General features: G+C 55.5%; 38 protein-coding genes and 1 pseudogene. 9 read left to right on the forward strand and 30 right to left on the reverse strand.

Annotation, left to right across the window (positions count from 1 at the left end; translation table 11 throughout):
* Nucleotides 1–203: 203 nt before the first annotated feature.
* Complete coding sequence (locus tag ACAM29_RS02270; RefSeq protein ID WP_206834752.1) at nt 204–857, reverse strand: peroxiredoxin; 654 nt, start codon at nt 855–857, stop codon at nt 204–206.
* Nucleotides 858–1,254: 397 nt separating this feature from the next.
* Here ACAM29_RS02270 and ttcA point away from each other — a divergent pair, with 397 nt between their 5' ends.
* Both ttcA and ACAM29_RS02280 read left to right on the forward strand, forming a co-directional pair.
* Complete coding sequence (gene ttcA / locus ACAM29_RS02275) at nt 1,255–2,178, forward strand: tRNA 2-thiocytidine(32) synthetase TtcA (RefSeq protein WP_369623061.1); 924 nt, start codon at nt 1,255–1,257, stop codon at nt 2,176–2,178.
* 77 nt (nt 2,179–2,255) lie between these two features.
* Nucleotides 2,256–3,035 (forward strand): enoyl-CoA hydratase, encoded by a 780-nt coding sequence (locus ACAM29_RS02280; protein WP_369623062.1) that lies wholly within the window; start codon nt 2,256–2,258, stop codon nt 3,033–3,035.
* Between the two features lie 63 nt (nt 3,036–3,098).
* Here ACAM29_RS02280 and cydX read toward each other — a convergent pair whose 3' ends face one another.
* The 3 genes from cydX to ACAM29_RS02295 are packed head-to-tail and all read right to left on the reverse strand — an operon-like array spanning nt 3,099 to nt 5,955.
* Nucleotides 3,099–3,197 (reverse strand): cytochrome bd-I oxidase subunit CydX, encoded by a 99-nt coding sequence (cydX, locus tag ACAM29_RS02285; RefSeq protein WP_206834746.1) that lies wholly within the window; start codon nt 3,195–3,197, stop codon nt 3,099–3,101.
* A 13-nt stretch (nt 3,198–3,210) separates the two neighbouring features.
* Nucleotides 3,211–4,353 carry a cytochrome d ubiquinol oxidase subunit II gene (gene cydB / locus ACAM29_RS02290; RefSeq protein ID WP_091826563.1) on the reverse strand — a complete coding sequence of 381 codons (1,143 nt, stop codon included), beginning with the start codon at nt 4,351–4,353 and terminating at the stop codon, nt 3,211–3,213.
* Nucleotides 4,354–4,374: 21 nt separating this feature from the next.
* Nucleotides 4,375–5,955 (reverse strand): cytochrome ubiquinol oxidase subunit I, encoded by a 1,581-nt coding sequence (locus ACAM29_RS02295; RefSeq protein WP_091826561.1) that lies wholly within the window; start codon nt 5,953–5,955, stop codon nt 4,375–4,377.
* Nucleotides 5,956–6,232: 277 nt separating this feature from the next.
* On the opposite strand from ACAM29_RS02295, the gene ACAM29_RS02300 reads away from it, so the two are divergent.
* Genes ACAM29_RS02300 through ACAM29_RS02315 form a run of 4 tightly spaced genes read left to right on the forward strand, consistent with a single transcriptional unit; the run spans nt 6,233 to nt 9,449 of the window.
* Nucleotides 6,233–7,582, forward strand: coding sequence for a sigma-54 interaction domain-containing protein (locus ACAM29_RS02300; RefSeq protein ID WP_369623063.1), 1,350 nt, complete (start codon nt 6,233–6,235; stop codon nt 7,580–7,582).
* 44 nt (nt 7,583–7,626) lie between these two features.
* Nucleotides 7,627–8,382 (forward strand): hypothetical protein, encoded by a 756-nt coding sequence (locus ACAM29_RS02305; protein WP_369623064.1) that lies wholly within the window; start codon nt 7,627–7,629, stop codon nt 8,380–8,382.
* Nucleotides 8,375–8,926: an elongation factor P hydroxylase gene (locus ACAM29_RS02310; RefSeq protein WP_369623065.1), complete on the forward strand. Its 552-nt coding sequence runs from the start codon at nt 8,375–8,377 to the stop codon at nt 8,924–8,926. Before ACAM29_RS02305 ends, ACAM29_RS02310 begins: the two co-directional genes overlap by 8 nt.
* On the forward strand, nt 8,919–9,449 hold the full coding sequence (locus ACAM29_RS02315) for a hypothetical protein (RefSeq protein WP_354405842.1): 531 nt from the start codon (nt 8,919–8,921) through the stop codon (nt 9,447–9,449). Before ACAM29_RS02310 ends, ACAM29_RS02315 begins: the two co-directional genes overlap by 8 nt.
* Before the next feature lie 33 nt (nt 9,450–9,482).
* Here the strand turns inward: ACAM29_RS02315 and ACAM29_RS02320 are convergent, their stop codons facing one another.
* From ACAM29_RS02320 to ACAM29_RS02330, 3 genes are read right to left on the reverse strand one after another with little or no spacing between them, the layout of a single operon-like run.
* A complete protein-coding gene (locus ACAM29_RS02320; protein WP_091826554.1) occupies nt 9,483–9,947 on the reverse strand; it encodes a copper chaperone PCu(A)C in 465 nt (154 codons plus the stop codon).
* A 4-nt stretch (nt 9,948–9,951) separates the two neighbouring features.
* On the reverse strand, nt 9,952–10,569 hold the full coding sequence (locus ACAM29_RS02325) for an SCO family protein (RefSeq protein WP_091826553.1): 618 nt from the start codon (nt 10,567–10,569) through the stop codon (nt 9,952–9,954).
* Nucleotides 10,566–11,054, reverse strand: coding sequence for a hypothetical protein (locus ACAM29_RS02330; protein WP_354405846.1), 489 nt, complete (start codon nt 11,052–11,054; stop codon nt 10,566–10,568). Before ACAM29_RS02330 ends, ACAM29_RS02325 begins: the two co-directional genes overlap by 4 nt.
* Nucleotides 11,055–11,213: 159 nt before the next feature.
* Between ACAM29_RS02330 and ACAM29_RS02335 the strand changes: the two genes are divergently transcribed.
* The gene (locus tag ACAM29_RS02335) at nt 11,214–12,068 is read left to right on the forward strand and encodes a diguanylate cyclase (RefSeq protein WP_369623066.1); all 855 of its coding nucleotides are present in this window, start codon (nt 11,214–11,216) and stop codon (nt 12,066–12,068) included.
* A gap of 98 nt (nt 12,069–12,166) precedes the next feature.
* Here ACAM29_RS02335 and ACAM29_RS02340 read toward each other — a convergent pair whose 3' ends face one another.
* From ACAM29_RS02340 to ACAM29_RS02445, 22 genes are all read right to left on the reverse strand, one after another.
* Complete coding sequence (locus ACAM29_RS02340) at nt 12,167–13,372, reverse strand: DUF3596 domain-containing protein (RefSeq protein ID WP_369623067.1); 1,206 nt, start codon at nt 13,370–13,372, stop codon at nt 12,167–12,169.
* Nucleotides 13,336–13,599, reverse strand: coding sequence for a hypothetical protein (locus tag ACAM29_RS02345; RefSeq protein WP_369623068.1), 264 nt, complete (start codon nt 13,597–13,599; stop codon nt 13,336–13,338). The genes ACAM29_RS02340 and ACAM29_RS02345 overlap by 37 nt, the downstream gene beginning before the upstream one ends.
* A gap of 4 nt (nt 13,600–13,603) precedes the next feature.
* Nucleotides 13,604–13,903 (reverse strand): Lar family restriction alleviation protein, encoded by a 300-nt coding sequence (locus tag ACAM29_RS02350; RefSeq protein WP_369623069.1) that lies wholly within the window; start codon nt 13,901–13,903, stop codon nt 13,604–13,606.
* Nucleotides 13,903–14,148, reverse strand: coding sequence for a hypothetical protein (locus tag ACAM29_RS02355; protein WP_369623070.1), 246 nt, complete (start codon nt 14,146–14,148; stop codon nt 13,903–13,905). The genes ACAM29_RS02350 and ACAM29_RS02355 overlap by 1 nt, the downstream gene beginning before the upstream one ends.
* Entirely contained in the window at nt 14,145–14,624 is a 480-nt protein-coding gene (locus tag ACAM29_RS02360; RefSeq protein ID WP_369623071.1) for a DNA N-6-adenine-methyltransferase, read from the reverse strand. Before ACAM29_RS02360 ends, ACAM29_RS02355 begins: the two co-directional genes overlap by 4 nt.
* Nucleotides 14,625–14,662: 38 nt before the next feature.
* Nucleotides 14,663–14,866 (reverse strand): hypothetical protein, encoded by a 204-nt coding sequence (locus ACAM29_RS02365; protein ID WP_369623072.1) that lies wholly within the window; start codon nt 14,864–14,866, stop codon nt 14,663–14,665.
* On the reverse strand, nt 14,850–15,014 hold the full coding sequence (locus ACAM29_RS02370; protein WP_369623073.1) for a hypothetical protein: 165 nt from the start codon (nt 15,012–15,014) through the stop codon (nt 14,850–14,852). The genes ACAM29_RS02365 and ACAM29_RS02370 overlap by 17 nt, the downstream gene beginning before the upstream one ends.
* On the reverse strand, nt 15,011–15,289 hold the full coding sequence (locus ACAM29_RS02375) for a hypothetical protein (protein ID WP_369623074.1): 279 nt from the start codon (nt 15,287–15,289) through the stop codon (nt 15,011–15,013). Before ACAM29_RS02375 ends, ACAM29_RS02370 begins: the two co-directional genes overlap by 4 nt.
* A 109-nt stretch (nt 15,290–15,398) precedes the next feature.
* Nucleotides 15,399–15,950, reverse strand: coding sequence for a hypothetical protein (locus tag ACAM29_RS02380; protein WP_369623075.1), 552 nt, complete (start codon nt 15,948–15,950; stop codon nt 15,399–15,401).
* Nucleotides 15,940–16,422 (reverse strand): hypothetical protein, encoded by a 483-nt coding sequence (locus ACAM29_RS02385; RefSeq protein ID WP_369623076.1) that lies wholly within the window; start codon nt 16,420–16,422, stop codon nt 15,940–15,942. The genes ACAM29_RS02380 and ACAM29_RS02385 overlap by 11 nt, the downstream gene beginning before the upstream one ends.
* 154 nt (nt 16,423–16,576) lie before the next feature.
* Nucleotides 16,577–16,840 (reverse strand): hypothetical protein, encoded by a 264-nt coding sequence (locus ACAM29_RS02390; protein WP_369623077.1) that lies wholly within the window; start codon nt 16,838–16,840, stop codon nt 16,577–16,579.
* Nucleotides 16,837–17,628, reverse strand: coding sequence for a hypothetical protein (locus tag ACAM29_RS02395; RefSeq protein WP_369623078.1), 792 nt, complete (start codon nt 17,626–17,628; stop codon nt 16,837–16,839). The genes ACAM29_RS02390 and ACAM29_RS02395 overlap by 4 nt, the downstream gene beginning before the upstream one ends.
* A gap of 2 nt (nt 17,629–17,630) precedes the next feature.
* Entirely contained in the window at nt 17,631–17,846 is a 216-nt protein-coding gene (locus ACAM29_RS02400; RefSeq protein WP_369623079.1) for a hypothetical protein, read from the reverse strand.
* Nucleotides 17,843–19,186 carry a reverse transcriptase domain-containing protein gene (locus ACAM29_RS02405; RefSeq protein WP_369623080.1) on the reverse strand — a complete coding sequence of 448 codons (1,344 nt, stop codon included), beginning with the start codon at nt 19,184–19,186 and terminating at the stop codon, nt 17,843–17,845. Before ACAM29_RS02405 ends, ACAM29_RS02400 begins: the two co-directional genes overlap by 4 nt.
* Entirely contained in the window at nt 19,183–19,629 is a 447-nt protein-coding gene (locus tag ACAM29_RS02410) for a four helix bundle protein (RefSeq protein ID WP_369623081.1), read from the reverse strand. The genes ACAM29_RS02405 and ACAM29_RS02410 overlap by 4 nt, the downstream gene beginning before the upstream one ends.
* Before the next feature lie 21 nt (nt 19,630–19,650).
* The gene (locus ACAM29_RS02415; RefSeq protein WP_369623082.1) at nt 19,651–20,016 is read right to left on the reverse strand and encodes a DUF1566 domain-containing protein; all 366 of its coding nucleotides are present in this window, start codon (nt 20,014–20,016) and stop codon (nt 19,651–19,653) included.
* A gap of 37 nt (nt 20,017–20,053) precedes the next feature.
* Nucleotides 20,054–20,488 (reverse strand): DUF1566 domain-containing protein, encoded by a 435-nt coding sequence (locus ACAM29_RS02420; protein ID WP_369623083.1) that lies wholly within the window; start codon nt 20,486–20,488, stop codon nt 20,054–20,056.
* A gap of 82 nt (nt 20,489–20,570) precedes the next feature.
* Complete coding sequence (locus ACAM29_RS02425) at nt 20,571–20,702, reverse strand: hypothetical protein (protein ID WP_369623084.1); 132 nt, start codon at nt 20,700–20,702, stop codon at nt 20,571–20,573.
* Nucleotides 20,699–21,640: a recombination-associated protein RdgC gene (locus tag ACAM29_RS02430; RefSeq protein WP_369623085.1), complete on the reverse strand. Its 942-nt coding sequence runs from the start codon at nt 21,638–21,640 to the stop codon at nt 20,699–20,701. The genes ACAM29_RS02425 and ACAM29_RS02430 overlap by 4 nt, the downstream gene beginning before the upstream one ends.
* A gap of 2 nt (nt 21,641–21,642) precedes the next feature.
* Nucleotides 21,643–22,257 carry a 3'-5' exonuclease gene (locus tag ACAM29_RS02435; protein ID WP_369623086.1) on the reverse strand — a complete coding sequence of 205 codons (615 nt, stop codon included), beginning with the start codon at nt 22,255–22,257 and terminating at the stop codon, nt 21,643–21,645.
* Nucleotides 22,257–22,418: a hypothetical protein gene (locus tag ACAM29_RS02440; protein ID WP_369623087.1), complete on the reverse strand. Its 162-nt coding sequence runs from the start codon at nt 22,416–22,418 to the stop codon at nt 22,257–22,259. The genes ACAM29_RS02435 and ACAM29_RS02440 overlap by 1 nt, the downstream gene beginning before the upstream one ends.
* Before the next feature lie 195 nt (nt 22,419–22,613).
* Nucleotides 22,614–23,108, reverse strand: coding sequence for a helix-turn-helix transcriptional regulator (locus tag ACAM29_RS02445; protein ID WP_369623088.1), 495 nt, complete (start codon nt 23,106–23,108; stop codon nt 22,614–22,616).
* Between the two features lie 161 nt (nt 23,109–23,269).
* Between ACAM29_RS02445 and ACAM29_RS02450 the strand changes: the two are divergent.
* Both ACAM29_RS02450 and ACAM29_RS02455 read left to right on the forward strand, forming a co-directional pair.
* Nucleotides 23,270–23,488: pseudogene (locus ACAM29_RS02450) on the forward strand (zinc ribbon domain-containing protein); the annotation flags it as partial.
* Between the two features lie 21 nt (nt 23,489–23,509).
* Complete coding sequence (locus ACAM29_RS02455; protein WP_369625162.1) at nt 23,510–24,013, forward strand: hypothetical protein; 504 nt, start codon at nt 23,510–23,512, stop codon at nt 24,011–24,013.
* 262 nt (nt 24,014–24,275) lie between these two features.
* Here ACAM29_RS02455 and ACAM29_RS02460 read toward each other — a convergent pair whose 3' ends face one another.
* Entirely contained in the window at nt 24,276–24,824 is a 549-nt protein-coding gene (locus tag ACAM29_RS02460) for a hypothetical protein (RefSeq protein WP_369623089.1), read from the reverse strand.
* Nucleotides 24,825–24,913 lie beyond the last annotated feature (89 nt).

Genomic DNA, 24,913 nt, shown 5'->3' on the forward strand with positions numbered 1-24,913 from the left:
GTTTTCAGAAATACAGGCCAGTATTTATGCAGGTGCTGCCAGACAGGCATGGGGAAACCCGGAGAGGCACACCGCCAACCGAGCCCTCAGGTTGGTGTACCATCCGGCCTGCCTCGGCAGGCCGGAATCAGCACCAATGTGTATCAGAGCTGTTGAGTACTATTGTTTCGAGCATAGTGTTCGAGCAATAGTGACAGCCGGAATTAAGACGGCTGTTTAGTGGTACGCAGGTACGGCAGTTTGACGTCGATATCGCCGAACTTGGCCTTGGCTTCTTCATCGTTCAAAGACAAAGCCACGATCACGTCATCACCTACTTCCCAGTTGGCGCCAGTTGCGATCGGCACCTTGTAGGTTGCCTGCAGCGCATCCAGAGCACGAACGACTTCAGCGAAGTTACGGCCGATGGACATCGGGTAGGTCATGGACAGCTGAAGCTTCTTGTCCGGGCTGAAGATGAACACGACACGTACGCTGGCGGAGTCAGCTGCGGTACGGCCATCCGGCAGGTAGGCATCAGCCGGCAGCATGTCCAGAGCCTTGGCAACAGCCATGTCTTCGTCAGCGATGATTGGGAACTTGGCCGGTGCGCCGGCGTATTTCTCGATATCGGCTTTCCATTCAACGTGCTCGTCCACGCCATCAACGGACAGACCGATCACCTTGGTGCCGCGTTTTTCCCACTCGGCAGCCAGCTGTGCTACAGCACCGAATTCGGTGGTGCAGACCGGGGTGAAGTCCTTCGGGTGGCTGAACAGGATCGCCCAGCTGTCACCGATGAAGTCGTGCAGTTTGAAGTCGCCCAGATCGGTTTTCAGATCAAGGTTGGGTACGGTGTCATTAATGCGAAGTGCCATTTTGTTTCTCCTGTTGTCATTCATTTGGCGCTGCTGCGCCCCTACTGAGAACACAATATTATAAGCTTATAATAAAATGAAATTTAACATGGCAATGGGGGCAATAGTAGAAGTTTATTGCACTGTCCCTACTGCACGCCGAGGCCCAGCCTCAGTCGAGTGGCCGCCTGTCATGGAAGTACGGGTAGATCAGCTGCACGGTTAACCCAGAACTGCGCCACGTTGATGTTGGAGTTCAGCCAAAAAGCATAGCCCTTAGGGCATGAAGGTTCCATTAAATTAGAGGTTTTTTATTTAATGGATCAGGGCTGCATTAAAATATCGGGTTTATTATCCGCAGCGCTATTCATGTATAATCTGTGCTCAATTTTTAACCCGTCATCAGTAGTAACTAACCATGCAGACCGATAGCCTCGATAAGCAGAAGAAAACCCGCCTCAATAAGCTGCAAAAGCGGCTGCGCCGTGAAATGGGGCAGGCGATCGAAGCCTTCAACATGATTGAAGACGGCGACAAGGTGATGGTCTGCCTGTCTGGTGGCAAGGACTCCTTTGCCATGCTGGATATTCTGATGAACCTGCAGAAAAGCGCGCCGATCCGGTTTGAGCTGGTGGCGGTCAATCTGGATCAGAAGCAGCCTGGCTTCCCCGAAGAGGTACTGCCGGCCTACCTTGAGTCTCTGGGTGTGCCGTTTCATATCGTTGAACGAGATACCTACTCCATCGTTAAATCGGTGGTACCTGAAGGCAAAACCACCTGTGGTCTTTGTTCACGCTTGCGCCGCGGCACGCTGTATGGCTTTGCCGATGAGATCGGGGCCAACAAAATTGCGCTCGGTCATCACCGTGATGACATTCTGGAAACCTTCTTTCTCAACATGTTCTTCGGTGGCAAGTTGAAGTCGATGCCGCCCAAGTTGGTGTCCGATGACGGCAAGAACATGGTGATCCGCCCGCTCGCCTATGCCCGTGAAAAGGACATCATGGAATACGCCGAGTTGCGTGAATTCCCGATCATTCCATGCAACCTGTGCGGCTCGCAGGAGAACCTGCAGCGTCAGGTGATCAAGGAGATGCTGCAGGGCTGGGATAAATCCCATCCTGGCAGGATTGAGACCATGTTCCGTGCCCTGTGCAATGTGGTGCCCTCCCATCTGGCCGATCCACAACTGTTTGATTTCAAAAACCTGCAGCTGGGCTTTCCGCACGGTATTGGCCCGGCCATGCAGGCCATGGCAGGCCCAATAGGTGAAGATGATGAAGCTACAGCTGGTGGGTCGGGTGTACAGGTGATGGAGAAGATCGATATTCTCTCGGTCTGAAAAACCGGCTTGACCTGCTGCTCCCTTTTGACCGATATTCGGGTAAACCCGAATAACAACAAAAAGGGAGTAACCGCATGACTCATTCATTACTGCAGCGTCAGGACCACGAAGGCGTGGCCACCTTGATGCTTTCCCGTCCCGACGCCTACAACAGCCTTTCCATGGAGTTGATGCAGGCATTGCATGCTGAGCTTGATGCCATTGCTGATGACCTCACCATTCGTTGTGTGGTGATCAAGGGGTCAGGCAAAGGTTTCTGTGCTGGCCATGATCTCAAGCAAATGCTGGGTGAGGGCGAAGAAGACTACTACCGTTGTACCTTCCAGACCTGCGCCGGGCTTATGCAGCGCATCGTCAGCCTCCCTGTACCGGTGATCGCTCAGGTTCACGGCGTGGCGACGGCCGCAGGTTGTCAGCTGGTTGCCACGGCGGATCTGGCAGTGGCGGCGGATAATGCCCGTTTTGCTACCCCTGGTGTCAATATCGGCCTGTTCTGCTCCACACCGATGGTGGCGCTGAGCCGTGCCGTGCAGCCCAAGCATGCGATGGAGCTGCTGCTGACCGGCGAGTTGGTCAATGCACAACGCGCCTACGAGATCGGTCTGGTGAATCGTCTGGTGCCTGAGTCCGATCTGGATCAGGCGGCCGCTGAACTGGCCGGCAAGATAGCATCCAAATCACGTCGCACGCTGCAGATCGGCAAGCAGGCGTTCCAGCGCCAGCGTGAGCTGCCGCTGGCGGATGCCTATGCGGCCTGCAGTGAGGTGATGGTGGAAAACATGCTGACGGCAGATGCACAGGAAGGCATTGATGCGTTCATCAACAAGCGCAAACCGGAATGGACGCACCGTTGATCAGACGATAAAAAGGCGCCTGTGCGGGCGCCTTTGGGGAGAGATGATCATAGCGTCAGCGAATCATTCGCTGTCGATATCTTCGGCCTCAAGCCACATCACGTTGATGATGCCGAATGCGCAGGCCAGAAGCACACCGAGAATCCAGGCGAAATACCACATGGCTGAATCTCCTTTAGTAGGATGAGTAATCGTTGTCCTGAATGTATTCCACCGAAATCTTGGCCCACAGGGAGCGGTAGCACCACAGAGTGTAGCCCAGAACGGTTGGTACGAAGATGATGGCGGCGATGGTCATCACATTCAGGGTCAGGTGACTGGAGGCAGCGTCCCACAGCGTGAGGCTGGAGTTCGGGCTCAGGCTTGATGGCATCACGAACGGGAACATGGAAACCCCCGCAGTGGCAATGATACCGGCCAATGCCAGTGCGCTGAACAGGAATGACCATCCTGTGCGCCCACGTCCTGCCATGAGGAAGACGCCAATCAGACCGGTGAAACCGGTGATGGGTGCCAGCATGCTGAGCGGGTAGAGGCTGTAGTTGCTCAGCCAGGCGCCGGCTGCGACTTCAACTTCCTTGGCCAGCGGGTTGGGCAGTGCATCCAGTGCGGGCTGGCTGATGATGCGATAACCATCGATGCCCATGCTGAGCCAGATGCCGGCCAGCGCAAAGGCCACCAGTGTCACCACTGACAGTAACTGGGCATAACGCTGGGCGCGCAGTTCTACCACGCCGTGACTGCGCAGCTGTACCCAGACGGCGCCGTGCATTGAGAGCATTGCGAGGCTCACAACACCGCAAAGCAGGCCGAAGGGGTTGAGCAAACCGAACAGGTTGCCAGAGTAGCTTGGGCGTAAAAGCTCGTCATGCTGAAAGGGCACGCCCAGCAGCAGGTTGCCAAAGGCTACACCGAAAACCAGTGAGGGAACGACACCTCCGGCAATCAGCCCCATATCCCAGGCTTTGCGCCATTTGGTATTGGTCAGTTTGGAGCGGTAGTCAAAACCGACCGGGCGGAAAAACAGGGCAAACAGCACCAGCAGCATCGCCCAGTAGAAGCCCGAGAAGGCCGCGGCATAAACCGCAGGCCAGGCAGCGAACAATGCGCCACCAGCGGTAACAAACCAGACCTGGTTGCCTTCCCAGTGTGGGCCTACCGTGTTGATTACCACACGGCGTTCGTCATCCGTCTTGCCCAAAAAAGGCAGCAGGGCACAGGCCCCCATATCGAAGCCGTCTGTAATGGCGAAGCCGACCAGCAACACGCCAACCAGCACCCACCAGATCAGTTTCAGTGTTTCATAATCGAATAGCATCGTATCTCTCCTCTTGCCTGATCAGGCCTTGGCCGGCTCGGAAGCGGATTGCTCATCCTGCTCGTGGTGGTAGCGGCCGGTTTGCAGGCTGCTGGGGCCGATGCGCGAGAATCTCACCATCAGGTAGATCTCAACAATCGCCAGCAGGGTGTACAGCACGATAAAGGCGGCCAGACTGCCCAACAGGTCAGCTTTGGTCAGTACCGATGGTGCAACGAAGGTGGGAAGAATCTCACCGATTGCCCATGGCTGACGGCCATACTCGGCAACAAACCAGCCCATCTCGTTGGCGATCCAGGGGGCTGGAATGGAGAACAATGCCGCTTTGAGCAACCAGCGTTTGGTAAAGGCTGTGCGCTTGGCAGTGAAATAGAATGCGAGTGCAAATACCAGCAACATCCAGAAGCCACTGGCGACCATGATGCGGAAGGCCCAGAACATCGGTGCAACACTTGGGATTGTATCCCGGGCGGCTGCCTGAATCTGTTCTTCAGTGGCATCGACCACGTTTTCGGTATACCGCTTGAGCAGCAAACCGTAACCCAGATCGACTTTGACGCGATCAAATTCGGCCTCAAGCTCTTCGGTCACTTCACCATTGCGCAGTTTCTGCAGTACCTCGTAAGCGTAGATGCCGCGGCGGATACGGGCTTCATGCTCAACAATCAAGTCACGGATGCCAGTGACCTCTTCATCCAACGACCGAGTCGCGATGATACCCATCACATAAGGGATTTTGACGGCGTAGTCGGTGTTCATGGTCTCATCATTCGGCATGCCGAACAGGGTAAAAGCTGCCGGTGCCGCTTCGGTATGCCATTCAGCTTCGATTGCGGCCAGCTTGGTTTTCTGCACGTCACCCAGCTCATAACCGGACTCGTCGCCCAGCAGGATCACCGACAGAATAGAGGCCAGACCGAAAGCGGATGCGATCGCAAATGAGCGGCGTGCAAAAGCAAGGTCGCGCCCCTTAAGCAGGTAATAGGCGCTGATGCCCAACACGAACATGGCTGCGGTGACATACCCTGCTGAAACAGTATGGACGAATTTCACCTGCGCTACCGGGTTGAGGAACACTTCGGCGAAGCTGGTCATCTCCATGCGCATGGTTTCGTAGTTGAACTCGGAACCGACCGGATTCTGCATCCAGCCGTTGGCCACCAAAATCCAGAGTGCAGACAGGTTTGAGCCCAGTGCGACCAGCCAAGTCACCATCAGGTGCTTGACCTTGGACAGTCGTTCCCAGCCAAAGAAGAACAGGCCGACAAAGGTTGATTCAAGGAAAAATGCCATCAAGCCTTCGATCGCCAGCGGAGCGCCAAACACATCGCCTACGTAATGCGAGTAGTAAGCCCAGTTGGTACCGAACTCGAATTCCATGGTCAGACCGGTAGTGACCCCAAGAGCAAAGTTGATGCCAAACAACTTGCCCCAGAATTTGGTCATGTCCTTGTAGATCTGCTTGCCGGTCATGACGTAAACCGACTCCATGATGGCAAGCATGAATGACAGTCCCAGCGTCAGCGGGACGAAGAGGTAGTGATACAGCGCCGTTATGGCGAACTGTAGCCGGGAAAGATCAACGATTTCCTCAGTGATCATTACCAGTCTCCTGTTGCAGGTTAAAACCGAGTGCGTAATGCGACTGCCTGCAATAATGCAGGACCTGTGCCATATATTTCAATTTGTTTGTAATGGGTAACATTTTTGCATAAGTCAGTATTCATCAAGTGTAGATCACAATAGTGACTGGAGTTTTACGCTGATCTTGGCGTTGGTGGAAGTGACAAAGTGTCGCGGAGCGTCAATAATGTCAGTCGTTGATGGCGTGGCTGACATCTGTGGCGGTAAGGCTTTAGGTGAAATATGGAGGTAGTCGATGCAACAAACCGGGCCGTTTGATCCTGCGACAATGCTGGAAGCAATACCCGAACCGGCAGCATTGCTGTCGACTGAATACAGAGTCATGGCAACCAATCAGTCTTACCGTGCCCTTTATGCGGGTGAACGGGAGGTGATTGGCCGCACCTGCTATGAGGTGTCACACGGTTATTCGGTGCCCTGTGACCAGGCGGGGGAATCCTGCCCGTTGAAGGAATGCCGTCAGAGTGGTCAGCGTCAACGTGTATTGCATCTGCACAACACGCCCTATGGTGACGAGCATGTGGATGTGGAAATGATGCCGCTGACCGATGCGCGCGGGCGCCTGACCGGGTTTCTGGAAGTGATGCACCAGGTACGCGAAGCGCGGGCGCAGGTCAGTGATCAGGAAGGGCTGGTTGGGCGTGCGCCTGCCTTTACTCGCATGTTGTCATTGATCCATCGCGCGGCGCCCAGTGAAATCACTGTGCTGTTGCTGGGCGAGTCCGGTACCGGAAAGGAGTTGGTTGCGCGTGCCTTGCATGAGAGCAGCCCGCGTGCGCGTGCGCCATTCGTAACAGTGGAGTGCTCCGGCCTGAGTGAAGGGTTGTTTGAAAGTGAGTTGTTCGGTCATGAGCGGGGGGCGTTTACCGGTGCAGTCAGTCGCAAGAAGGGGCTGGTGGAAGCGGCCCGAGGTGGCACGTTGTTTCTGGATGAGATTGGCGAAATTCCGCTCAGTCTGCAAGTCAAGCTGTTGCGTTTGATCGAAACCGGCAGCTTTCGGCCCGTGGGCAGTGTTGAGCCACAACATGCCGATTTCCGGCTGGTCTGTGCGACTCACCGTGATTTGCGTCAGCGGGTGAGAGAAGGGCTGTTCCGTCAGGATCTTTACTATCGGATTTCAGCGTTTCCGGTACCCTTGCCGGCGTTGCATGAGCGTATAGAAGATCTGCCATTGCTGACGGCGTCGCTGCTGCAACGTCTGCCGGGTGGAGTGGGGGTGACGCTGGCTGCGCAAACGCTCGACCTGCTGCAGCACTATGCCTTTCCGGGGAATATCCGTGAGCTGCGCAACATTCTGGAGCGCGGGATTCTGCTGGCCGATGATGGCGTTATTCAGCCGGAGCACTTGCCACAGGAATGCCTGGAGATACAACCGCTGCCGCAGCAGGATCTGGATGCGTTGCCGCTGATGCCACTGGATCAGCTTGAAAACCGCTATCTGGAGCAAGTCAGTGCCCGCTTCAGCGGTGAACGTCGGGAACTGGCACGGCGCCTGGGAGTCAGTGAACGTACCCTGTATCGCAAGCTGCAGCGTTTGCAATTGGGTCATGAAACGGATTCAGGCAATGCTGATGCCGGCGGCTAGATCGGATAAGATAACTACACATTTTACGGTGACCCGAGGCTAATGTGCGCATCATCAAATTAACTCCCTTGCTGTTGAGCGCCCTGCTTTTGGGGTGTAATGCCACCAATCAGACGCGGCCGGAAAGCGCCTCTGACGAAGCCCCACAAACTCAGCAGGTGCGTGATGGTGCAAGGGCAGAAGCCTCTGGCGGTCAATCTGCCAGCGAAGATCGCTCACGTCCCGAACAGCAGCCACCTGCTGCACCAACGATTTCGAGCCAGTCCCAGTTTGATCAACTCAGTGGTCGCCTTACGCTCATTCAGGAGCAGATGCTGCAACTGCGCTCCGATAATCAGCGGCTGCAGGAGCAAAACCAGATGGTGCTCAATCGCTTGCAGCTGATCAGCAGCAGTACTGCAGCTACAAGTGAAGTGGATGTTGAATCTGAAGCCTCGGGAACAGCTGCCAATGGTAGTGAACAGCTGGATATGGTGATCGGGCAGCTGATGCAGGTGTTGAATTCGCTCGACAATACCGGTTCCTCGGACGGTGAATATGCACTCGGCACGACCTATACACGCAACGGCGACTGGATTCTGCTGCGTTACCACCGACTGAACGGTTCGACCTGGCTTGCGGACAGAGGTGAATGGCGTCCGCTACAGGAGCAGCAAGCGCCATCGCAAGGGGACTATAAAGTGCTGCTGCACCGAGCGGACCAGGATCGCAAAGGGTATGTGGCGGTCAGGATTGATCGTAACACCGGCAGTACCTGGTGGCTCAACGATACCCGCTGGCAGGAGTACATCAGTGACTGAACCGGATTACCAGCCGCTGATTCGGCTGTTCAACCGCCTTTTTCTTCTCAGCTACAATACTGAACTGGTAGCGGGTGACGATGAGCCGATCTATCTGCCGGCCGATCAGGTTCATCCGCATCATCGCATCATCTTTGCGCATGGCTTTTATGCCAGTGCGCTGCACGAAATTGCACACTGGTGCGTGGCGGGTCCCGAGCGTCGTCTGCTGGAAGATTTTGGTTACTGGTACAAGCCGGATGGACGCACTGCGGATGAACAGGCCGAGTTCGAACGTGTTGAAGTGCGTCCACAGGCCTACGAGTGGATCTTCAATATGTCCGCCGGACGCAAGTTTCACTTCAGTGCCGATAATCTCAGTGCCGGTATCGGTGCCAGCGATGGCTTCAGGCAGTCGGTACTGGCTGAGGTGCAGATGATACTGCAGCGGGGGTTGCCGCCGCGGGTCAGAACGCTGGTGGAAGGACTGCAGCAAGAATATGGCACAGAACCCCTTCAGCCGGAACAGTTCTGCCTCGGACATGACGAGTGTGAATATGCGTAACCTGATGATTCAGGCAACCGACTGGGCCAGTTGCCTGCCGGATGCGTCATGTGAACTGCCAAATCAGGAGCGGTTGCTGACGCTTGAGTGTGCCCGCTCTGACCAGTTTTACTACCAGCGCCTGGCGCTGAGTCGTGGGGCTGAGGTGTTCTGGTATCTTTATGCCTGGAATGAAGACGCCAGCTGGGTGCTGGGTGTATTTGATACCGCTGGGCAGGCAGACTTTTTTCTGGCTCTGCACACTGACAATCCGCTGAAAGTGCCTGCACTGGAGCTGCCTCGGTCAGGCCCGCCCGTAACGGTGGACGGCGGGAAGCTGACTTATGCGGATTATGCCGGTGTTTACCGGGTAGGCTTCAAGTCGTATCGGGTTGAGACGGACAAGCTGGATCCCGAACTGCGCAGCATGCACTATGTGGAAGGTTACAACAGTCAATTTTTGGGTGTGGCAAGCGAGAAGGAAGCCTGCCTGGCAATTTACAGCCATTTCGATGCACGCTTGCGCGGCTGCAAGATGTGCTGAACCGGAGCCTGCAGGCTCCGGTCCATTCCGGGCTCAGTGGCTACCGTGTTTTTGCTGTTGCATCTGCATGCCGGCCGGCATCGCCATTTGTACAGGAACCTCAACCTGCTGTTGGCTGCCATCTGCATATTCAAGGCTGAGGTCGATCTGACTGCCGGCCTGCAGCGGTTGCTTCAAGCCGATCAGCATTACATGCAGTCCACCGGGTTGCAGTACAGTAGTTTCTCCGGCGGGCAGTTCAATCTTCTCGATTTTGCGCATGCGCATTACACCTTCGTCATTGGTGTGCGTGTGCAGTTCAACCACGTCTGCCACGGATGACTTGGCTGCGACCAGCGCGGTTGTCTCGCCCTTGTTGACCAGTTGCATGAATGCGGCGCTGTTAGGCTGGCCCGGTGGTGTGGCGCGGGCAACAGGTTGTTCAACGCTGATATCGGCGGCAAAGGCCATGGAGCTGCTCAGGCAAAGGGCGGTCAGCAGAGTCGACAATCGAGTCATGATGTTATCCTTGTTCGGCGAGAAGTTGTTTAAGGTGCAGCGTTAGTTCATCCGGGGTGCTGTTGTGCAGCAGTGTGTCCACCAGCTGTCCTTCGCGATTGATCAGGTAAAGCCTTGATGAGTGATCCACGGCATATCCCAACGCAGAATCACGCATCTCTACGCGTCGATAGAAAGCGCCATATTGTTTCACCACTCTGTCGATTTCACTCTTGTTGCCGGTAACACCGATCAAGCGTGGTGAGAAGAAAGCGGTGTATTGTGCCAGCTTCTCGGGGGTGTCTCGCTCCGGGTCAACACTGATGAAAATGCCCTGTACCTGTTCGCGCTGAGTGTCATCCAGGTTGCGAAGTGCCTGGGTCAGCACGGCCAGCGCAGTGGGGCATACATCCGGGCAGGAGGCGTAGCCGATATATACAACGGCAACCTGCCCCCTGAAGTCGGACAGGGATACCGGCCCCGTGGCAGAAGTCAGGGTGAAATCGCCGCCAAGGCGGGTATCGCCCTGTGCAATGCGTGTCTCGACTGGCTGTGGCCGCAATACGAACGCGAGCGTAAGCCCCGCCAGTAGAAAGGCGGTCAGTAACAGCAATATCTTGAGTGTTTTCAGCTGTGTATTCATCGGGCATTGAACTCGAATCGGGCCTGTTTCTGCCCGGTGGCCGTTTCAAGCATCAGCAGAAGGTACCAGCGCATCTCGCCGGTGGTACAGATGGCGAGCTCGCTGCGTCCGCGCCATAGGTTGCTTTTGCCGGGTTCAGCTGTGAGGTTGAAACGGTTCTGTCCCATATACATATCTACCCCCTGCAGCTCTGCATTAACTTGGGTAATATCCCGTTCACCCTGTACCTTCAGAAACAGCTCGAACGGCAGTAATGATCGCAGAGGTCTCGGTGTTGCTTCAAGCTGCATCAATACCCCGTCCAGTTCAAACTGGCACGGCCCCTGTTGCAGGTCACAGTCCACTGTTTGGGCATGCGTCCCACTGCTGAGGCTTTCTTGGATCAAGCGTGCACCCAGCCAGAAGCTGGCCAGCAGGCCGATCATCAACAGTGCCATCAGCAGTGGCTTCAGCCAGTCCATGGCAGTATCGGTGCGCGTATTCATTCGAGCTCCAGTTTAGGTGAGCAGGGGTAAGCCGTGAAGGTGACAAATTGTCGCACCTGATGGCCTGACAGGTCGAGACAATCTGGTCAGATGGCGCAGGATTGGTTATCGTGTCAGGCCCGACAGACTTTGTAACAACCAGATCAGGAAAGCCCCCCAATGAGTGCCAGCAGCACAGAACAAAAAACAGTACAGGCTGTAAACCCGCAACACCTGTATGCCCTTATGGACCAGTTGCCGGAGCTGATTCTGGTCCTGAGTCTGGATGGAACCTGCAGCTGGTGTAATCTTGCGTTTGCGCGTCTCACCGGCAAATCTCGTGAAGTGCTGCTGGGCAAGGCCTACCCGTTGCCTGTCTTGCGTGAACTGATGGTGGCGGACGAGCGCAAGGATCTGGAGCGCTGGCTGGAGGTGCCTGATTCCAGCCCACGTCTGATTCGATTCGAGGTGACCCCCGGAGTCGGCGATGACGAGGCGATCGATTCGGTTCTGATTACTGGGCGTGACATGACACCGTTGTACCGCCTGCAACATCCGCTGGCACCTTTGAGTGAGGACAACTTGCCGCCGGCAGCAGACATGAAGGTGCGGGCACGCCTGGAGCACTCCCTGCAGCGCGCCCAGCGAGCTCAGGAGTATGTTGTGTTTCTGTCGCTGCAACTCAGCGGGCAGCAGCCGGAGCAAGCGGAGGGGCGCTACAACAACAGTCTTAGGCGGATGTCGCAAGTGCTGCAGGAGCAGATTCGCAAGGGTGATACGCTGGCGCGGCTGGACTCAGGCGCCTGGCTGGTGGTGCTGGAACAGATCGACTGCCCGGAAGCCATTGAGCGAGTGATCAACAAGCTGGCGGCGGCGCTGGAACAGATGCAGCAAGCGGATCTGCCGGGGCTTTGCATCAATATCGGCGTGGCGGTGAGCCCGGATGATGGTCTGACAGCGGATGAGCTGATCGACCGGTCAGAGCAGGCGCTGCACCGGTCGATCATGCTTGAAGAGCGGGTGTATTACTTCTAAAGGGGCGTTACAGCCCCAGTTTCTGTGCTACATAGTCCGCGTCTTTGTCGCATGCTGCTATAACCGGCTGTAAACAAAGGCGGTTTTTAAAGTTTGTTTCAATCCGTGCGGCCAGCGTGCGAATTTGTCACGACTTCTGACCAGTCGCCTTTCGGCTGGTATGCGGTAGCCCCGTTGTCCGGTATCCACTTGCCGTATACGCGGTTGATCATCTCAATGCCCTTATGACCAAGCTGACGTGCAAGCCACCATGGGTCGTTGCCTTCGGTCAGCATCTGGCTGGCGAATGTGTGGCGAGCTTGGTACTGGTTGCGGTGTCGGATGCCGGCTGCTTTGATGGCTGGGTTCCACGCAGCACGGCCAAGGCCCCGGTGATCGTTGAAGGGCTTTTTCTGGTGCTTGGACAGGAACACGTACCCGTCAGTACCTGATATGAAATAGGTCTGCTGGCGCTGGGTCTGCAGAGCATCGTACACCATCGGTAGCATGTCGATCTGTCGGATGGATGTACTTGTTTTGGGGGTATCCTCGACACCCATAACCCGGGCGCGGCGGATGTGGATCGCGCGGTTCTTGAAGTCGATATCAGACCAGCGCAGGCCCAGAAGTTCACCCGGTCGCACGCCGGTAAACAGCCAGGTGATGATCATCTGCCGGTACCAGTCATCGGCGGCATTGATGACGGCGGCAATCTCGCTTTTGTTGAGCGGGTCTGGTTCGTAGTCACTGGATAGCTGCTTCTTGGGTAGTATGTGTTCCAGCTTCAGTGAGTCGCTTGGGTTGCTTGGGATCATCTTTTCTTGCACTGCCCAGTTCAGTGTAAAGTCGAGCATTATCCTGTGCGTGCGCAACGTTTTTGCAGAAAGACCTGAGTTTACAAACCAATCCCTTATAACCTTCGGGGTGATCATATCGATGCGCAGGTGACCGAAGACGGGCTTGAGCTGTAGTTCAACCGAGTTTGTGTAGGCCTTGATCGATGAGCTCTTCAGCTGCGGTTTTTTCATCTCTAGGGCTTCATCGAACAGGGTTCGCATGAATGGTCGCCGCGTTTGGAAGCCGAACTTTGCAGCGCGTTTGCTCTCGGGGAACTTCTCTTGGTAGTTGAATGTGCCGCGTTCGATCTCGGCCAGTATCTCATGGCGCAGGTTTTCGGCGTATCGGAGGTTGCCGGCTGTGGCCGGTAGCTTGAGCGTTTCCCGGCACTCGATGCCTTTGTAGGTAAACGCGATTTGGATTGCTTCGCTGTTGGCGTATTGCCGGATTTTTACGCCACGCGGGAGCTGCCTTTTCCTTCCAGCCATTGTTTTGCCGCCTTCAAGTTCACCATGGACTTTCCGCCTTTTGGCGTCACCACGTGTTTGCCCTTTTGCCAGATGCCTTTGGATACCCGCACTCGGATAGCGTTGGTTGTGCAGCCCTCATACAAGGCCCACATCTCCAACGAGATATAGCCCGTCAGTTCTGCAATGAACAGGCTGTCGCCAAGGGTGAGCTTTTCGTTCTGTTTAGGACTGATCTCTTCTCTCATGATCCTATTCCTGTGTTGCTTTGTCACATTTAGTTGATGCTGGCGCATATGTCATTCGGCTATTCCATGCGGTTAGTGCCTTGGCTCGTGCAACTTCTATATATTCAATTCCATACTGAAGGGTTTCTTCATTCCATGTGTCGTGGATTTTGTCTCTCGGGTAATCAAAGCAATCGATAATCTGAATGGAGATTGTCGGAATGCCGCAGTCCTCACACCCGCCTTCATAGAAAGTGCCTAAAACATGCTTTGCCTCTGGAAATACGGGAGAGCTTCCACAAAAAGGACAGGGTAATAGCTCCATCACTTCCTCCGATTTATCTGCCGCGACACCGCTCGCCAGTCCCAGTAGGTTGAGGGTACTGGCTGCGGCTCGTGTGTCTGAGTGACTGATTCAGCCCGTCTCCAGTGCAGCTGGCGTTCTATTTTTCGCATGCCCGGGTCATCAATCGTGATCAGCCCGGGACCATAGAGCACCGCATCGGCTTGTGCAGTCATCGGTGCCGTCATTGCCTCAGCACAAGCCAGCGCGAGTTTTGATTTCTTCATGCTGCACTCGATTCACTTTGCTGGAGTTCAACCAGCTGGCCTTCAATGCCGCAGCTCCTCAGTACCTCCGTGTCAGCATCGCTGTATGCAATCAGACAAGAAGGTGCGCCGCTGTTTGCCTTGGCCCTTGTTCCGTCTACGTGGTGGAAATGCAGGCGTCCCCTGATAAACAGAATGCTGTGCGCTCGCTGCCATACGTGACGGAAGAACATATCCGTTTCGGTGCGTGCAAAGACCAGTGCAATGCCGTTGCCGTGATCTGCCATGCGCTCCAACCACTTTGCCGCCTCCCTGCCGTATGGCGGATTCAACCAAACCCTACCGAACCATTCCCAATCCAGACCGTTATCCTCAACGCCTAAATGGACTGTAGCGGTATCCCACGGTCTGCGATCAGCAGGACTGCAAGGGTCGAGATCAAAAGGCCCTAGCACCTTGATGATCTCCGGCGGCGTTAACCATTCATCCTTCTGCATTGACGGCAGGTGCCTGCCTGTCATACCTGTTCCAATACTCACTCTTCACTCACCTCAATCTTGTGTTCACAATCCCGCACAGCCATGCTGACCGGGATGCCTTTGTAATTCTGGATACCGGCCTCAGCATCCCGCTCAATCCACGCCAGATGCCGTTCACAGGTGTGTCGCTCTGGGCAATAATCAGTTTTCAGGAAGCTGTACCGGCCAGAACAACGGGATACATCAAGGGGTAGGGTCATTGGCTTTTTCCTTTGGATGCCAGTCTGCAAATACCCACCAAAGAACGATTATCAACCAAAGCCCGGCTGCGTCCTTATCGTGGATTTCAAGCATGGCTGCCGCGATTGCCAGTCCGGCGAAAGCTATGCCTTGGCCGATGCAGGTCATGTTTTACCTCTCGCTACCTTCTTCGGCTTGAACCAGCCGAGATAATTGATCTGCTCGATCTGCAGAGTTCCGTTTTTCCGCATCCATAACGGAAGCTCCTCAATGCTCCAGCACGTTTGCTTGAGCGTTCTTTGATCGTTGATAAGCCGCTGATCGTCTATCCAGATGGTCATCACCTGATCGGCGTACTGTCTATCACTACCGCTATCAGGTCGGTACCGGAACCGAACAAGGTAGTGATACCTGCGTCCGGTTATTCTGCTGAGAATGTTCATCCCGCCACCCACTGATAAATCCCATAAATTCCATACCCGACACCGAACACCACTGCTAAAGCCAGCGAAATTACGATGTAGGGCAGGGCGCGGAAGAATTTGTTGCCTGTCACGACTGCGCCTCCTTGGCTTGCTGGCGGAGTTGATCCGCGTATTCCTTCAACCAAATAGGGTCGATAGTGAAGTACCCTTCCTCCGTTGCTCTTCTTTCAAGATGATCTAACGCCCGCTCAATCACCTCGGCGTCGTGCTGGGCGAGATCAACGCGCCGTAAAAATTCAGGCTCACTCAAAACAGCCGCATCTGCTGTGACAGCCATGCGCATCAGGACGCGGGCCAACTCATCTGGTTTAAAGTCGACCAGTGGGCGGTTTAGTTCGCGGTTGATTACGCCACGGAAATATGAGCAATCAAGGCCGTAACGGTTTGAACCACACTCATTAGGCGGCACCTCATCCTTCAGCTGATCGCGCTCTTGCTCTACTGCAGTCTTCGCCTGCAGCGCCTGCTCGCACACCGCAACGCTGTCGAGATTGGCGGTACGCAACCGCTCCAGCTCGGCCTGCATCGAGCGAACCTGACTCACCGGCACATACACTCCCAAGCCTTCAATCATCACTGTGTCGGAGCCGTTGCCGTCCATCAGTACGTTACGCTTCATTGGCTTGCTCCTTCTGCTGGATCTCTTTCATGTGCTCATGGCAGCACGCACCATGCCCCATCCAGAGTTGGTTCGACGGGCGGCCGCAGTGGCAAACAGGGAAGGGGGCTGCTTTGTTGGCGTCGTAGTAGGCTTGAGGGTCATCTGACCAAGCCTCGCTTTCGTCAGGGATAAGGCCGAGGCCGTCCAAGCCGTTATGCACCCATACCATTGCAGCCTCAGCCCCTTGGCCGCGCTGCCATTGAATCCATGCGGCTTGGTTTGCAGCGATCATGTTGTTCATGATTTCGCCATCTCGCTGCATGCCTTCTCGCAACCGCTCGATCATGCTCATCGCACGCTCCAGCTCCACCTTGCGTCCGATCATTCGGGCAAGTACCGGATCATTTTCAGAGATGCCTGTTGCCTGCCGGTCGTCTATCCGCTGCTGCAGCCGCTCCAATTCGCTGCGCATTTTCTCGATCTCGTTCATCGCTCGATCCTCTCAAATTCTGTGCATTTCACGATCATCTCCTCGCCGTCCTTTTGCATCGGCGGCATGGATTCAAAGTCACGCCATGAACAGTCGGCGTCACGGTGCTTGCAGGCGGCACATCTTCCGCCTCTTGGGTATGCCTTTGGTGGATTCATGCCACCTCCCGCACAGTTTCGGTCACGCCAAACTCGGTGCGCAGCACATACTTGATCTGGTCGATCTCCTGTCTGAATGCCTGCTCAATACCGGCGCGGGCCAGTATCAAGGATTCATCCGTAATGCGCTTGGCTGTGCCATCATCGAAGCGCATAACGATATCGGTCAGGCCGCCATGCCCAAGGCTGGTAATGCTCTGCTGTAGAGTGCAGACCCGGTTCCAAAGCCGGGTTGCTTGCTCAAGTTGTTCTGTTGTCATTTCTCCACACCCATCAGTTGCAGCTTTCGCGTCAGTGTGTCGCGGGCTTCTTTGATCTCGGTTGCCATATCCTTGCCGCCGGTGCGTACGCCACACAACAGCAGCTTCTTGCTGGCATGATGGATGCACCCGGACGGATCATTGATCTGGAAGCGGTCGTGAACCATGTACACATCCACTTCATCTACGCCGGTGAAGTCCTTGTAATACTTCGGGTACAGATCGACCATGCTGGGCTTTTTGGTGGTGTCACCGGAATGGTCTTGCTGCAACTGCTGGCGCTTGGCTTCGAGCGCTGCGGGGGCGCCTTCCACCATTTCCCCGGCGTCAGCAATATGATCTGAACTGTTCGGTATTTCCGAAGCGTTGGGCTTGAGGCCGGGATGAATAACGCGGTCTACGCTGCCGGGGTTGGGCGCGTCGCAAGGGGTCCATTGTTTCGAGCCACTTTCCCAGTGCTCCCAGCCGTACTGGCCTAGACGAAAATAGTGGCTACCTGTCACGTAGGTGGCGTTGTCCAGCGGCGGCAACGCAACCAGGTTACGAAGCACCTCACCCGCTGGACAGGGGGCGTGCAGCCAGCAATCCCTATCAGTGCGCCAGAACCACCACTCGCCATCGTGCGCGACTTTGTACCAGCCCGGTACGTGGCCGGCGCCACCGGCGCTCCAGTAGTGAGCTGTTGCAGGTCGCTGTTCGATCGGCTCAACGCACTGTTTGTGTACGTGATGCTGTTCGTCACCTACGTCACCGTCAATCAGGTGCGCATCCATATTCAGATGGTTCATTTTCAGTATCTCCGCTGTCCAGAGTGCAGCAGCCTCAGTGTGCGCGATGCGCGTCTTTGGGTTGCTTCATCCATTTGTCCGGTCGACATGTGAGCCCGCAGTAAGTCAATGTCTGCAGCTCTTGCGTCGGCTTCGGTGTAGTCCTCAGCGCTGCTGTTTGCGCTGAGGATGATGTTCACGGCGGCGTTTGCCAGTGGGCGGGTAGCGATGGTGCTCATGCTGATCTCCTCATGATTGTTAGTGACACGGGCACGCCTTCCAGGCGGTAGTCGAATCTTCGCTTGGCGGTGGCGGTGACTAACCAGGGGTATTTGTTGTCCAGCTTCTGCAGCAGGCGCTTGCTATTTGCGTGACGTATGTGGCCGCAGAAACTCGCCGCTGTTGACTGGATTGCGCGTAGTTGATGAGGCGTAGCACTGATGGTGCTGTCGCTTACGTGCTTTTCCTCCCAGTCAGATAGGGCCTTTATGGCGTTAACGACGACACGCCGGCGAACAAGCGTGTGTGTTGGCCGTACGATGTAGCCCAGGAAATCGATTCCGTCAGTTAGTCTTTGAAGCCGAATATCCGGCTTAAGGCGCAGACGAAGCGCTTCCTTCAGGAAGGTTTCGATTTTCAGTTGCCACTCAACAAGCTGTTCTCGGCTCTGGTGTATCAGAACAAAGTCATCGACATAGCGCAGGTAGCGCTTGGCTTTTAGCGTGTGCTTTACGAACTGGTCCAGTGAGTCCATATAGACGTTCGCGAAAAATTGGCTGCTGAGGTTGCCAATAGGTAGCCCGCATCCAGGCTGTGCGTTTGCCAGTCGCTTGTGCGGCGGCACTAGATCGTGTTGCTCTGCAGATCCGTGGCGAATTACGCCGGCCTTCAGGGGTGGATGGCGCAGCAGGGCATGCGTGGCGCGCATTACCTGATTCGATGCATCGATTCGAGCCAGTTTCTTCTTTAAAATCGCCCATAGGGTTGGCCGATGTATTGAGTTAAAGAAGTTATGGATGTCAAGTTGCAGGTACCATCCGCCGTTTTGGCCGCTATGCACCTGCCGAACGAATTTCTGCAGCCGCTGCACCGCTGCGTGACTGCCTTTTCCCTGCCGGTTGGCATAGCTGTCGAATATGAATGACGGCTCCCATAGTGCCTCCAGCTGAGGCACAAGCCAGTGATGAACGACTCGATCGGCAAAATCAGGCGCGTGTATCTCCCTGGCCTTTGGCTTTTCAGCGACAAAGCAGGCGCTTGGGCCTGGCTGCCATGTACAGTCGTTTAGACTGCGGTGCAACTTGAGCAGTCCATCAGCCCAGCGGGCATCAAACGCAAGTTGGTTTCGACTTGGTTTTTTACCTTTTCTGGCTATCATCCACGCGATGTGCAGGGCTTTCAGTGTGACTGTATCTTCACCGTGATACTCACCGGCACGCACCGCACGAACGCAGGCGTTGTTGTTGCGGTGGTTGTTGTTGACATTGCCGTTGTTGAAATTGACCACCCAGCGGGCAGACGTGTTGCCGTGCACTTTCGACTCTGCCGGACAGCCGTTCTGGTAGTTCGGATTCGTCATAATTTGGCCCCCGCATAATACGCAGAGGCGTCACGGCCACTCAGTATCTGAGCACGCTCCTGCGGGGCATTACCCGCTGGATTCTGGCTCTTTCGGTGTAGCTGTCGCTTCCACCCTCCGGCACACCGACCAACTTCTTCGGCGGACCGGATGATGGACTCGAACTGGCGGAAGCTCTTGAATGCCCGAAGCTGGCTACCCAGCTGCAGGGATAGCTTCAGTTCGTCAATCGCCCAGATCAGTTCTGAAACCCAGTGAGACTGACGACTGCGATCCCTCCATGCGCGATGACACAGGCGTACTACGGTCATGGCTTGAGCGCGAATGTCACTACCAAGCGTGTACTTGTGGTACCGAACAAAGCTGCGAACCGCTTGCTCAATATCAACCATCATCCGTTCAGCCTTTTTCGCGATTTCTGGCAGCTGATTGCTAGTCGTCATACTCACCTCAAAAATCAAAAACTACTGACCGGCACGCACCGCACGAACGCAGGCGTAGTAGTGGCGGGGGTAGTTGTTGACATAGCCGTAGTAGAAATAGACCACCCAGCGGGCAGAGTCATTCCAGGCGCACGACGTGCTGGTCCAGTACCAATCGCTCTCTGTATCCGGGAATGCATCAGCATCAATCGCTGGGCTGTGCTTAGAGTGGTCCGCCAGTGAAAACAACTCCTGAATGGTTGGGAGTCGCCATCCATCACCCAGATCGGCGACAGCCTGCTCGGCATCCTGGTGTGTCACATCTTTGACCAAGGTCTTTTTCATCCAGATCAGGCCAGTCTGGGTGTCAGTTACGGTGTCGTTATCGTGCTGAACAAAACGTGTCATGGTTTTTTCTCCAGTGGGTTTTCAAAAAGATCAGAGATTACTGACCGGCACGCACCGCACGAACGCAGGCGCCGTAGTAGCGGAGGAGGTGGTTGACATAGCCGTAGTAGAAAAAGACCACCCAGCGGGCAGAGTCATTCCAGGCGCACGGCGTGCTGGTCCAGTAGCTGCTGCTCTGTGTGTCGGGGAATGTGTCGGTGTCGATCGCCGGGTCGTGACACGATAAGTCGAGGATCGACTCGAGCTCTTGGCGAGTTGGTAGTCGCCAGCCTTGGCCGAGCGCTGCTACCGCTTCTTCAGCATCGGTATAGGTGACCGCTTCGCCATCAAGCAGGGTTCCGCTCCATTCCAGCGATGAGTTTTTGATAGTGGGCTCTGCCGCAACCTGAGGGTTGATCGCGATGGATAGTTCGCTGTCGGCTAGGTTGATTCGGATGCTGTTGTCCGGGGTGGTGATCTGCACGTTTTTCACTGTGTATCTCCGTTCTGGAATTCAAATCTGAGCTGATTGGTGACGTACACAAAGCCGCGCACGCCGGTCTTTTTGTAGCGGGTTACCACCCCCCCTGTGACGCTTCTTTCAGCTCACGGCAGATATCTGACTGATCCATGCCGGTGATTTCGGAGAGGAGGCGGGAGGTGTATTCCTGGCCGGGTTTCATGCTGGCTATCAGGGCGGTGTTCATGCCGCCACCCCGTCTGTCTCCTGTGCCAGCTGGTAATCCGATCCACCAAAGGCTGCGATCAGCTCGGTGGTCAGCTGGGTGAGTTGAACATTCCAGCGCCATACGTCTGCGAGGATGGCTGCCTGTACGTCTTCAGGCGCTTCGGCATCAAGCTGATCACGGTATTCATCCACCATGCGCAGGCGGTGAATACTGAGGTCCGAGTGCAGTACGAACCGGCACTGCTGCATCCACTCCAGCGCCAGGCGTCGGACGTAGTAGCCCCCGGCAATGTGGGCGGTGATCTCTTCACTGAGTAGGTCCTGACCTTTGGCTGCGATCCGTCCGGCTTCAAGCATTGGATCGATCAGCACGCACTCATCTTCAAGCGCAAAGCCTTTCGGCATGCTGGCGCCCTGTAGCCAGGTGGTCATCACCGTGTCTAAAGGGTGCAGGGTCTGGATCAGTGCTACCTTGAGCGAGCCCAGCGCCTGACGTAGCTGGTTCAGCAGGTTTTCGGCTTTGGTGTGTCTGGATGCGTCAATGAAGATGTAGCCGCCTGCCGGGTTGATGAGGGCGCTGGTGGTGCGTGTCTTGTTGAATGCCCGGGGCAGCATGTCGAGGATCACTTCATCCTTGAGCTGCAGCTTTTCTTTCCGGTACACCTTGCGGGACTGTTCGGCCTCGATCAGAGCCACACGTTCGTCCAGTGCTTCGCGGACAACGGAGCCTTTTAGATCGGCTTCCTGTTCTTTCAGGGTGATCAGCAGCATGCCGTTGCTGTCGACCACCAGTGTTTCCTCTGCGAACACGTCTGGCGCTGGCTCTGCCCAGCCGGAGCGGCTAAGTTCTGATGCGCCACGCGGCTTGAAGATATGTTCACGCAGGGCAGCTTCGAGGTCGTGAACGGGCGGCAGGTCTGTAACGGTGTAGGCGATTACGTTTTTGGGTGCGAACATGATCAGATAGCCTCTGTTTGTTTTGCGTTCTGGTAGCCAAGGCGCTTCAGGTCGTCCAGGTGCTGGATAATCCGGCAGGCGTGCTCGGCTTGGCTGGCAGCGTCATCGATGGCGCAGTGGTGGATTCCTGTGCGCTCGATCTCAATACTGGGGAACAGCTTTTTCAGGGTGCGGTAGCAGCGGTTGTGGTATCGGCCCCAGGGCAGATCGAAACCGGCTGCGCGATAGGCGTTGGTCAGTATGACGTTGTCGAAGTCTGCGCCGTTGCCCCAGATCTCAAGATGCGGGCCGTAGGGGTCGCCGTCGGGCGGACAGGCCGCGATATTCAGGCTGTGCAGCCAGCCTTCCAGCATGCGCAGAGCGTCTTCGAGCGGTTCAGACCAGCCGGTGATCTGCTGGCGCGCTTCTTCGCTCTGCTTGAGCCAGAAGTTGATGGTGCTGGCGCTGACGGTTAGGCCCGCATCGAGGCAGCTCTGCAGGTCTACGGTGACGTAGAAGCCGCCTTCACGGTCGACTTTGCCCATGTGCGGGTTAAAGGCCACTGCGCCGATGGCGACAATGGCTGCCGTGGGCCGGGTGTCCATGGTTTCGAGGTCGAGCATTACGTGGTTGAGCATTACCACTCCTCCAGCATTTCGCGCAGTACCGGGCCTACCGGCTGGCGCTTGATTAATGCCCTGGCGCAGAAAGCCAAGGTGAACAGTGCCCAACCGGCCGTTAGCGCCAGCAGGGGGCCTGCAAACAGCAGGATGAAGGTAAAAACCGTTTGTGCGTCCATGTGGTTCTCCTGTTTTTTTCCAGCAGCACAGGCGCACCTGCACTCTTGGAAAAAGACCTGTTAATGGTCCCCGACACACCTACCGGCTTACATTCAGAGGCTCGGTTCGGTCACAGCTCGCCACTTCGGGATTCGGCTTGCGCCTTGTGGTTCAAAGCTGGGCAGGTTCCGCCTGCTCGGTACTGCTGTAATCGTTTAGCTGGCGAGGTCAGCGAGGGTGTAGATGTCGCTGGCGCTGCCGTTGGTCCACATATCGAGGTCGGTCATCATGTCGCGGTTGGTGCGCATACCAGACCTGCGTCCACCACGGCGGGCGGTGCGGGTCTGGCTGCTGCGGACGCGGCCGGCGCGGGCCTCGATATCCAGATCGGTATCCAGTGCGCTGCCGGTGCCAAGTATCAGCGCCAGCAGCAGGGTGTTGATGCGGTGCAGTGCGCCCAGCTCGACCAGTTTGTTGATGGCGACGATGGCGTTGTTGCAGCCCAGCTTGTAGTAGAGGGTCTGCCAATACTGGTCGATGTTGCGGCGGCTGCAGTGCAGCTCTTGAGCGGCTTCGGATGCCTTCAGGCCGTTGACCCGACACACTGCTGCGCGTGATTCACCAGCGGTGAACTTGGCGCCAGACGGCAGGGGCATTGGGCGAGCCTCCCATCCGTTCAGTGCGTATCCGTGTTCTGTGCGCGTGATCATTTAAACACCTTAAAGGTTGTATTTGAGCTTAGTATTACCTTTAGGGTTATATTCGTCAACACCCAAAAGGTGTTTTTGCAATTTTTTCTTTTGGGTTATCGTTTGGGTGGATGCAAAGCGCCTCTGCGAGGCGCTGGTTCTGACTATCAAGGAGGAGATGAGTGAGCAAAAAACAGTGCCCTGAATGCGGGGCCTCTAATTCGTCTTTGGCAACCCAGTGCTCGGCTTGCGGAAGCCGCTTGGATGGGAAATCTGCGAAGCCAGAATCTTTTCGCTCGAAGCCTTCACAGCCGGAAGGCTCGCCTGCCGATGGCGCAAAAACGAACATCGTTAAGTGTGATGATTGCGGTGGGACCGTCAGTGTAAGGGCGACACATTGCCCTCATTGCGGATCGCCAAGAATGGCGATGGAGCAGGCTGCACCTGTTCTGGATACACCTGATCCAGTTAAAACCAAGCCCAAAAGCATCGGCGTTGGCGCGGTGATCTGGCTGGTGATTTTTGTGGTTGGCGGCTACGGATGGATGAGTGGGGTATATAAGGATTCGAATGAACGTTCTGAACCAGAGCGGGTCGAGGAAAGGGCAAGCCCAGAGCCAAGGCCAGAGCCTAAACCGAAGAAGGTTCTAACACCTGCTGAGCAGCGCGCAAAAGATATCAGAAGGCAGTTTTCAGCATGGGACGGCTCTCACCGCAATCTTGAAGCGCTTATTCAGGATTCGCTGCATGACCCTGACAGTTATGACCACGTTGAGACGAGATATTCCGATAAAGGTGATCACCTTATGGTGGCGCTCAAGTACCGCGCTGTTAACGGATTTGGGGCGAAGAGACTGTACCAGGCTATTGCAAAGGTGGGGCTTGATGGAACGATTATATCGGTAATTGATAATTCTCAACTTTGATTGCAAAAGATGTGATTGTCCCAGGGTGGCAACACAAACCTTTAAGCTGTATATTCATACAGCACATGGATAGAGGGGGTTGCTATGTCAGGGGAAATTCTGGATCTCAAGCCGCGCATTAACTTGGCCAAGAGAGATCGTGACTATATTGCCTATATGGAGAGGCTGGTGTCTTTCCAGAAGGTGGTGCATCTAGGGGTTATGAGTCAGTCCGAGCGCGTTGCAGGCAGGGCCCGTCTTCAGATGGAGCTGGATGATTTAATTAGACGCCACCGGCTAGAACTACAGCAATAGCAGTGTCTACATCACCACCCTCTGTCTTGCTGCCGTTTGCTGTCCTCGTAACATAGAGGCCGGCGATCATTTTTGCCTTTTGGCTTGGTGAAACAGGCTCTTCGTCGGGGTATTCAAGCGCGAGTTCGATGTTCTCGATGCACTCAGCCAAACAATCTATGTCTATAGCCCCTCTTCGCGCACTGCGAATAATTTCACGGCGGCGATGTGAATCGTCCTGGTAGGATCCTGGAAGCTCACTAACAAGTAACGGCTTATCAGGCAGGTCTGCTGGTGAACGGTAGATCGCATCGTGCCAGCTATCCATCCATCCGTTCGGTAGATCAAACGCGACCTCAAATTCACGCGCAATTGCATCACCTATGCCCTTGCTTGGGTTATCACCCATGAAGGCGCTCACTCTGGATTGTGATTTCCCGAGCTTTTCGCAGACAGCTTTTTGACTACCCGCCTCAGCTTGGAGCAGCCGTGCGTTGTGTAGTCGGGTCTCTTTGATCGGTCTAGTGGTCATGTTCATATTTTCGCGTGTATCACCTTTAAGGTAAAACACCTTACGGGTTGTTAAATAACACCTATAGGGTTATATTCATCTCCAATTGAGGAGAT

Source organism: Marinobacterium sp. BA1, from assembly GCF_041155135.1.
GTDB lineage: Bacteria > Pseudomonadota > Gammaproteobacteria > Pseudomonadales > Balneatricaceae > Marinobacterium > Marinobacterium iners.

Bases quoted from the DNA above. Each gene is read 5' to 3' on its own strand.
- ACAM29_RS02405 (WP_369623080.1), bottom strand. From the start codon at position 19,186: ATGACGAATCCGAACTACCAGAACGGCTGTCCGGCAGAGTCGAAAGTG.
- ACAM29_RS02400 (WP_369623079.1), bottom strand. From the start codon at position 17,846: ATGAGCACCATCGCTACCCGCCCACTGGCAAACGCCGCCGTGAACATC.
- ACAM29_RS02365 (WP_369623072.1), bottom strand. From the start codon at position 14,866: ATGACCCTACCCCTTGATGTATCCCGTTGTTCTGGCCGGTACAGCTTC.
- ACAM29_RS02390 (WP_369623077.1), bottom strand. From the start codon at position 16,840: ATGACAACAGAACAACTTGAGCAAGCAACCCGGCTTTGGAACCGGGTC.
- ACAM29_RS02335 (WP_369623066.1), top strand. From the start codon at position 11,214: ATGAGTGCCAGCAGCACAGAACAAAAAACAGTACAGGCTGTAAACCCG.
- ACAM29_RS02445 (WP_369623088.1), bottom strand. From the start codon at position 23,108: ATGATCACGCGCACAGAACACGGATACGCACTGAACGGATGGGAGGCT.
- ACAM29_RS02320 (WP_091826554.1), bottom strand. From the start codon at position 9,947: ATGACTCGATTGTCGACTCTGCTGACCGCCCTTTGCCTGAGCAGCTCC.
- ACAM29_RS02330 (WP_354405846.1), bottom strand. From the start codon at position 11,054: ATGAATACGCGCACCGATACTGCCATGGACTGGCTGAAGCCACTGCTG.
- ACAM29_RS02340 (WP_369623067.1), bottom strand. From the start codon at position 13,372: ATGGCTGGAAGGAAAAGGCAGCTCCCGCGTGGCGTAAAAATCCGGCAA.
- ACAM29_RS02360 (WP_369623071.1), bottom strand. From the start codon at position 14,624: ATGCAGAAGGATGAATGGTTAACGCCGCCGGAGATCATCAAGGTGCTA.
- cydB (WP_091826563.1), bottom strand. From the start codon at position 4,353: ATGCTATTCGATTATGAAACACTGAAACTGATCTGGTGGGTGCTGGTT.
- ACAM29_RS02435 (WP_369623086.1), bottom strand. From the start codon at position 22,257: ATGCTCAACCACGTAATGCTCGACCTCGAAACCATGGACACCCGGCCC.
- ACAM29_RS02440 (WP_369623087.1), bottom strand. From the start codon at position 22,418: ATGGACGCACAAACGGTTTTTACCTTCATCCTGCTGTTTGCAGGCCCC.
- ACAM29_RS02395 (WP_369623078.1), bottom strand. From the start codon at position 17,628: ATGAACCATCTGAATATGGATGCGCACCTGATTGACGGTGACGTAGGT.
- ACAM29_RS02345 (WP_369623068.1), bottom strand. From the start codon at position 13,599: ATGAGAGAAGAGATCAGTCCTAAACAGAACGAAAAGCTCACCCTTGGC.
- ACAM29_RS02385 (WP_369623076.1), bottom strand. From the start codon at position 16,422: ATGAACGAGATCGAGAAAATGCGCAGCGAATTGGAGCGGCTGCAGCAG.
- cydX (WP_206834746.1), bottom strand. From the start codon at position 3,197: ATGTGGTATTTCGCCTGGATTCTCGGTGTGCTTCTGGCCTGCGCATTC.
- ACAM29_RS02315 (WP_354405842.1), top strand. From the start codon at position 8,919: ATGCGTAACCTGATGATTCAGGCAACCGACTGGGCCAGTTGCCTGCCG.
- ACAM29_RS02425 (WP_369623084.1), bottom strand. From the start codon at position 20,702: ATGAACACCGCCCTGATAGCCAGCATGAAACCCGGCCAGGAATACACC.
- ACAM29_RS02325 (WP_091826553.1), bottom strand. From the start codon at position 10,569: ATGAATACACAGCTGAAAACACTCAAGATATTGCTGTTACTGACCGCC.
- ACAM29_RS02410 (WP_369623081.1), bottom strand. From the start codon at position 19,629: ATGACGACTAGCAATCAGCTGCCAGAAATCGCGAAAAAGGCTGAACGG.
- ACAM29_RS02350 (WP_369623069.1), bottom strand. From the start codon at position 13,903: ATGGAGCTATTACCCTGTCCTTTTTGTGGAAGCTCTCCCGTATTTCCA.
- ACAM29_RS02355 (WP_369623070.1), bottom strand. From the start codon at position 14,148: ATGAAGAAATCAAAACTCGCGCTGGCTTGTGCTGAGGCAATGACGGCA.
- ACAM29_RS02280 (WP_369623062.1), top strand. From the start codon at position 2,256: ATGACTCATTCATTACTGCAGCGTCAGGACCACGAAGGCGTGGCCACC.
- ttcA (WP_369623061.1), top strand. From the start codon at position 1,255: ATGCAGACCGATAGCCTCGATAAGCAGAAGAAAACCCGCCTCAATAAG.
- ACAM29_RS02295 (WP_091826561.1), bottom strand. From the start codon at position 5,955: ATGATCACTGAGGAAATCGTTGATCTTTCCCGGCTACAGTTCGCCATA.
- ACAM29_RS02455 (WP_369625162.1), top strand. From the start codon at position 23,510: ATGGCGATGGAGCAGGCTGCACCTGTTCTGGATACACCTGATCCAGTT.
- ACAM29_RS02270 (WP_206834752.1), bottom strand. From the start codon at position 857: ATGGCACTTCGCATTAATGACACCGTACCCAACCTTGATCTGAAAACC.
- ACAM29_RS02460 (WP_369623089.1), bottom strand. From the start codon at position 24,824: ATGAACATGACCACTAGACCGATCAAAGAGACCCGACTACACAACGCA.
- ACAM29_RS02300 (WP_369623063.1), top strand. From the start codon at position 6,233: ATGCAACAAACCGGGCCGTTTGATCCTGCGACAATGCTGGAAGCAATA.
- ACAM29_RS02415 (WP_369623082.1), bottom strand. From the start codon at position 20,016: ATGACACGTTTTGTTCAGCACGATAACGACACCGTAACTGACACCCAG.
- ACAM29_RS02375 (WP_369623074.1), bottom strand. From the start codon at position 15,289: ATGAACATTCTCAGCAGAATAACCGGACGCAGGTATCACTACCTTGTT.
- ACAM29_RS02380 (WP_369623075.1), bottom strand. From the start codon at position 15,950: ATGAAGCGTAACGTACTGATGGACGGCAACGGCTCCGACACAGTGATG.
- ACAM29_RS02370 (WP_369623073.1), bottom strand. From the start codon at position 15,014: ATGACCTGCATCGGCCAAGGCATAGCTTTCGCCGGACTGGCAATCGCG.
- ACAM29_RS02430 (WP_369623085.1), bottom strand. From the start codon at position 21,640: ATGTTCGCACCCAAAAACGTAATCGCCTACACCGTTACAGACCTGCCG.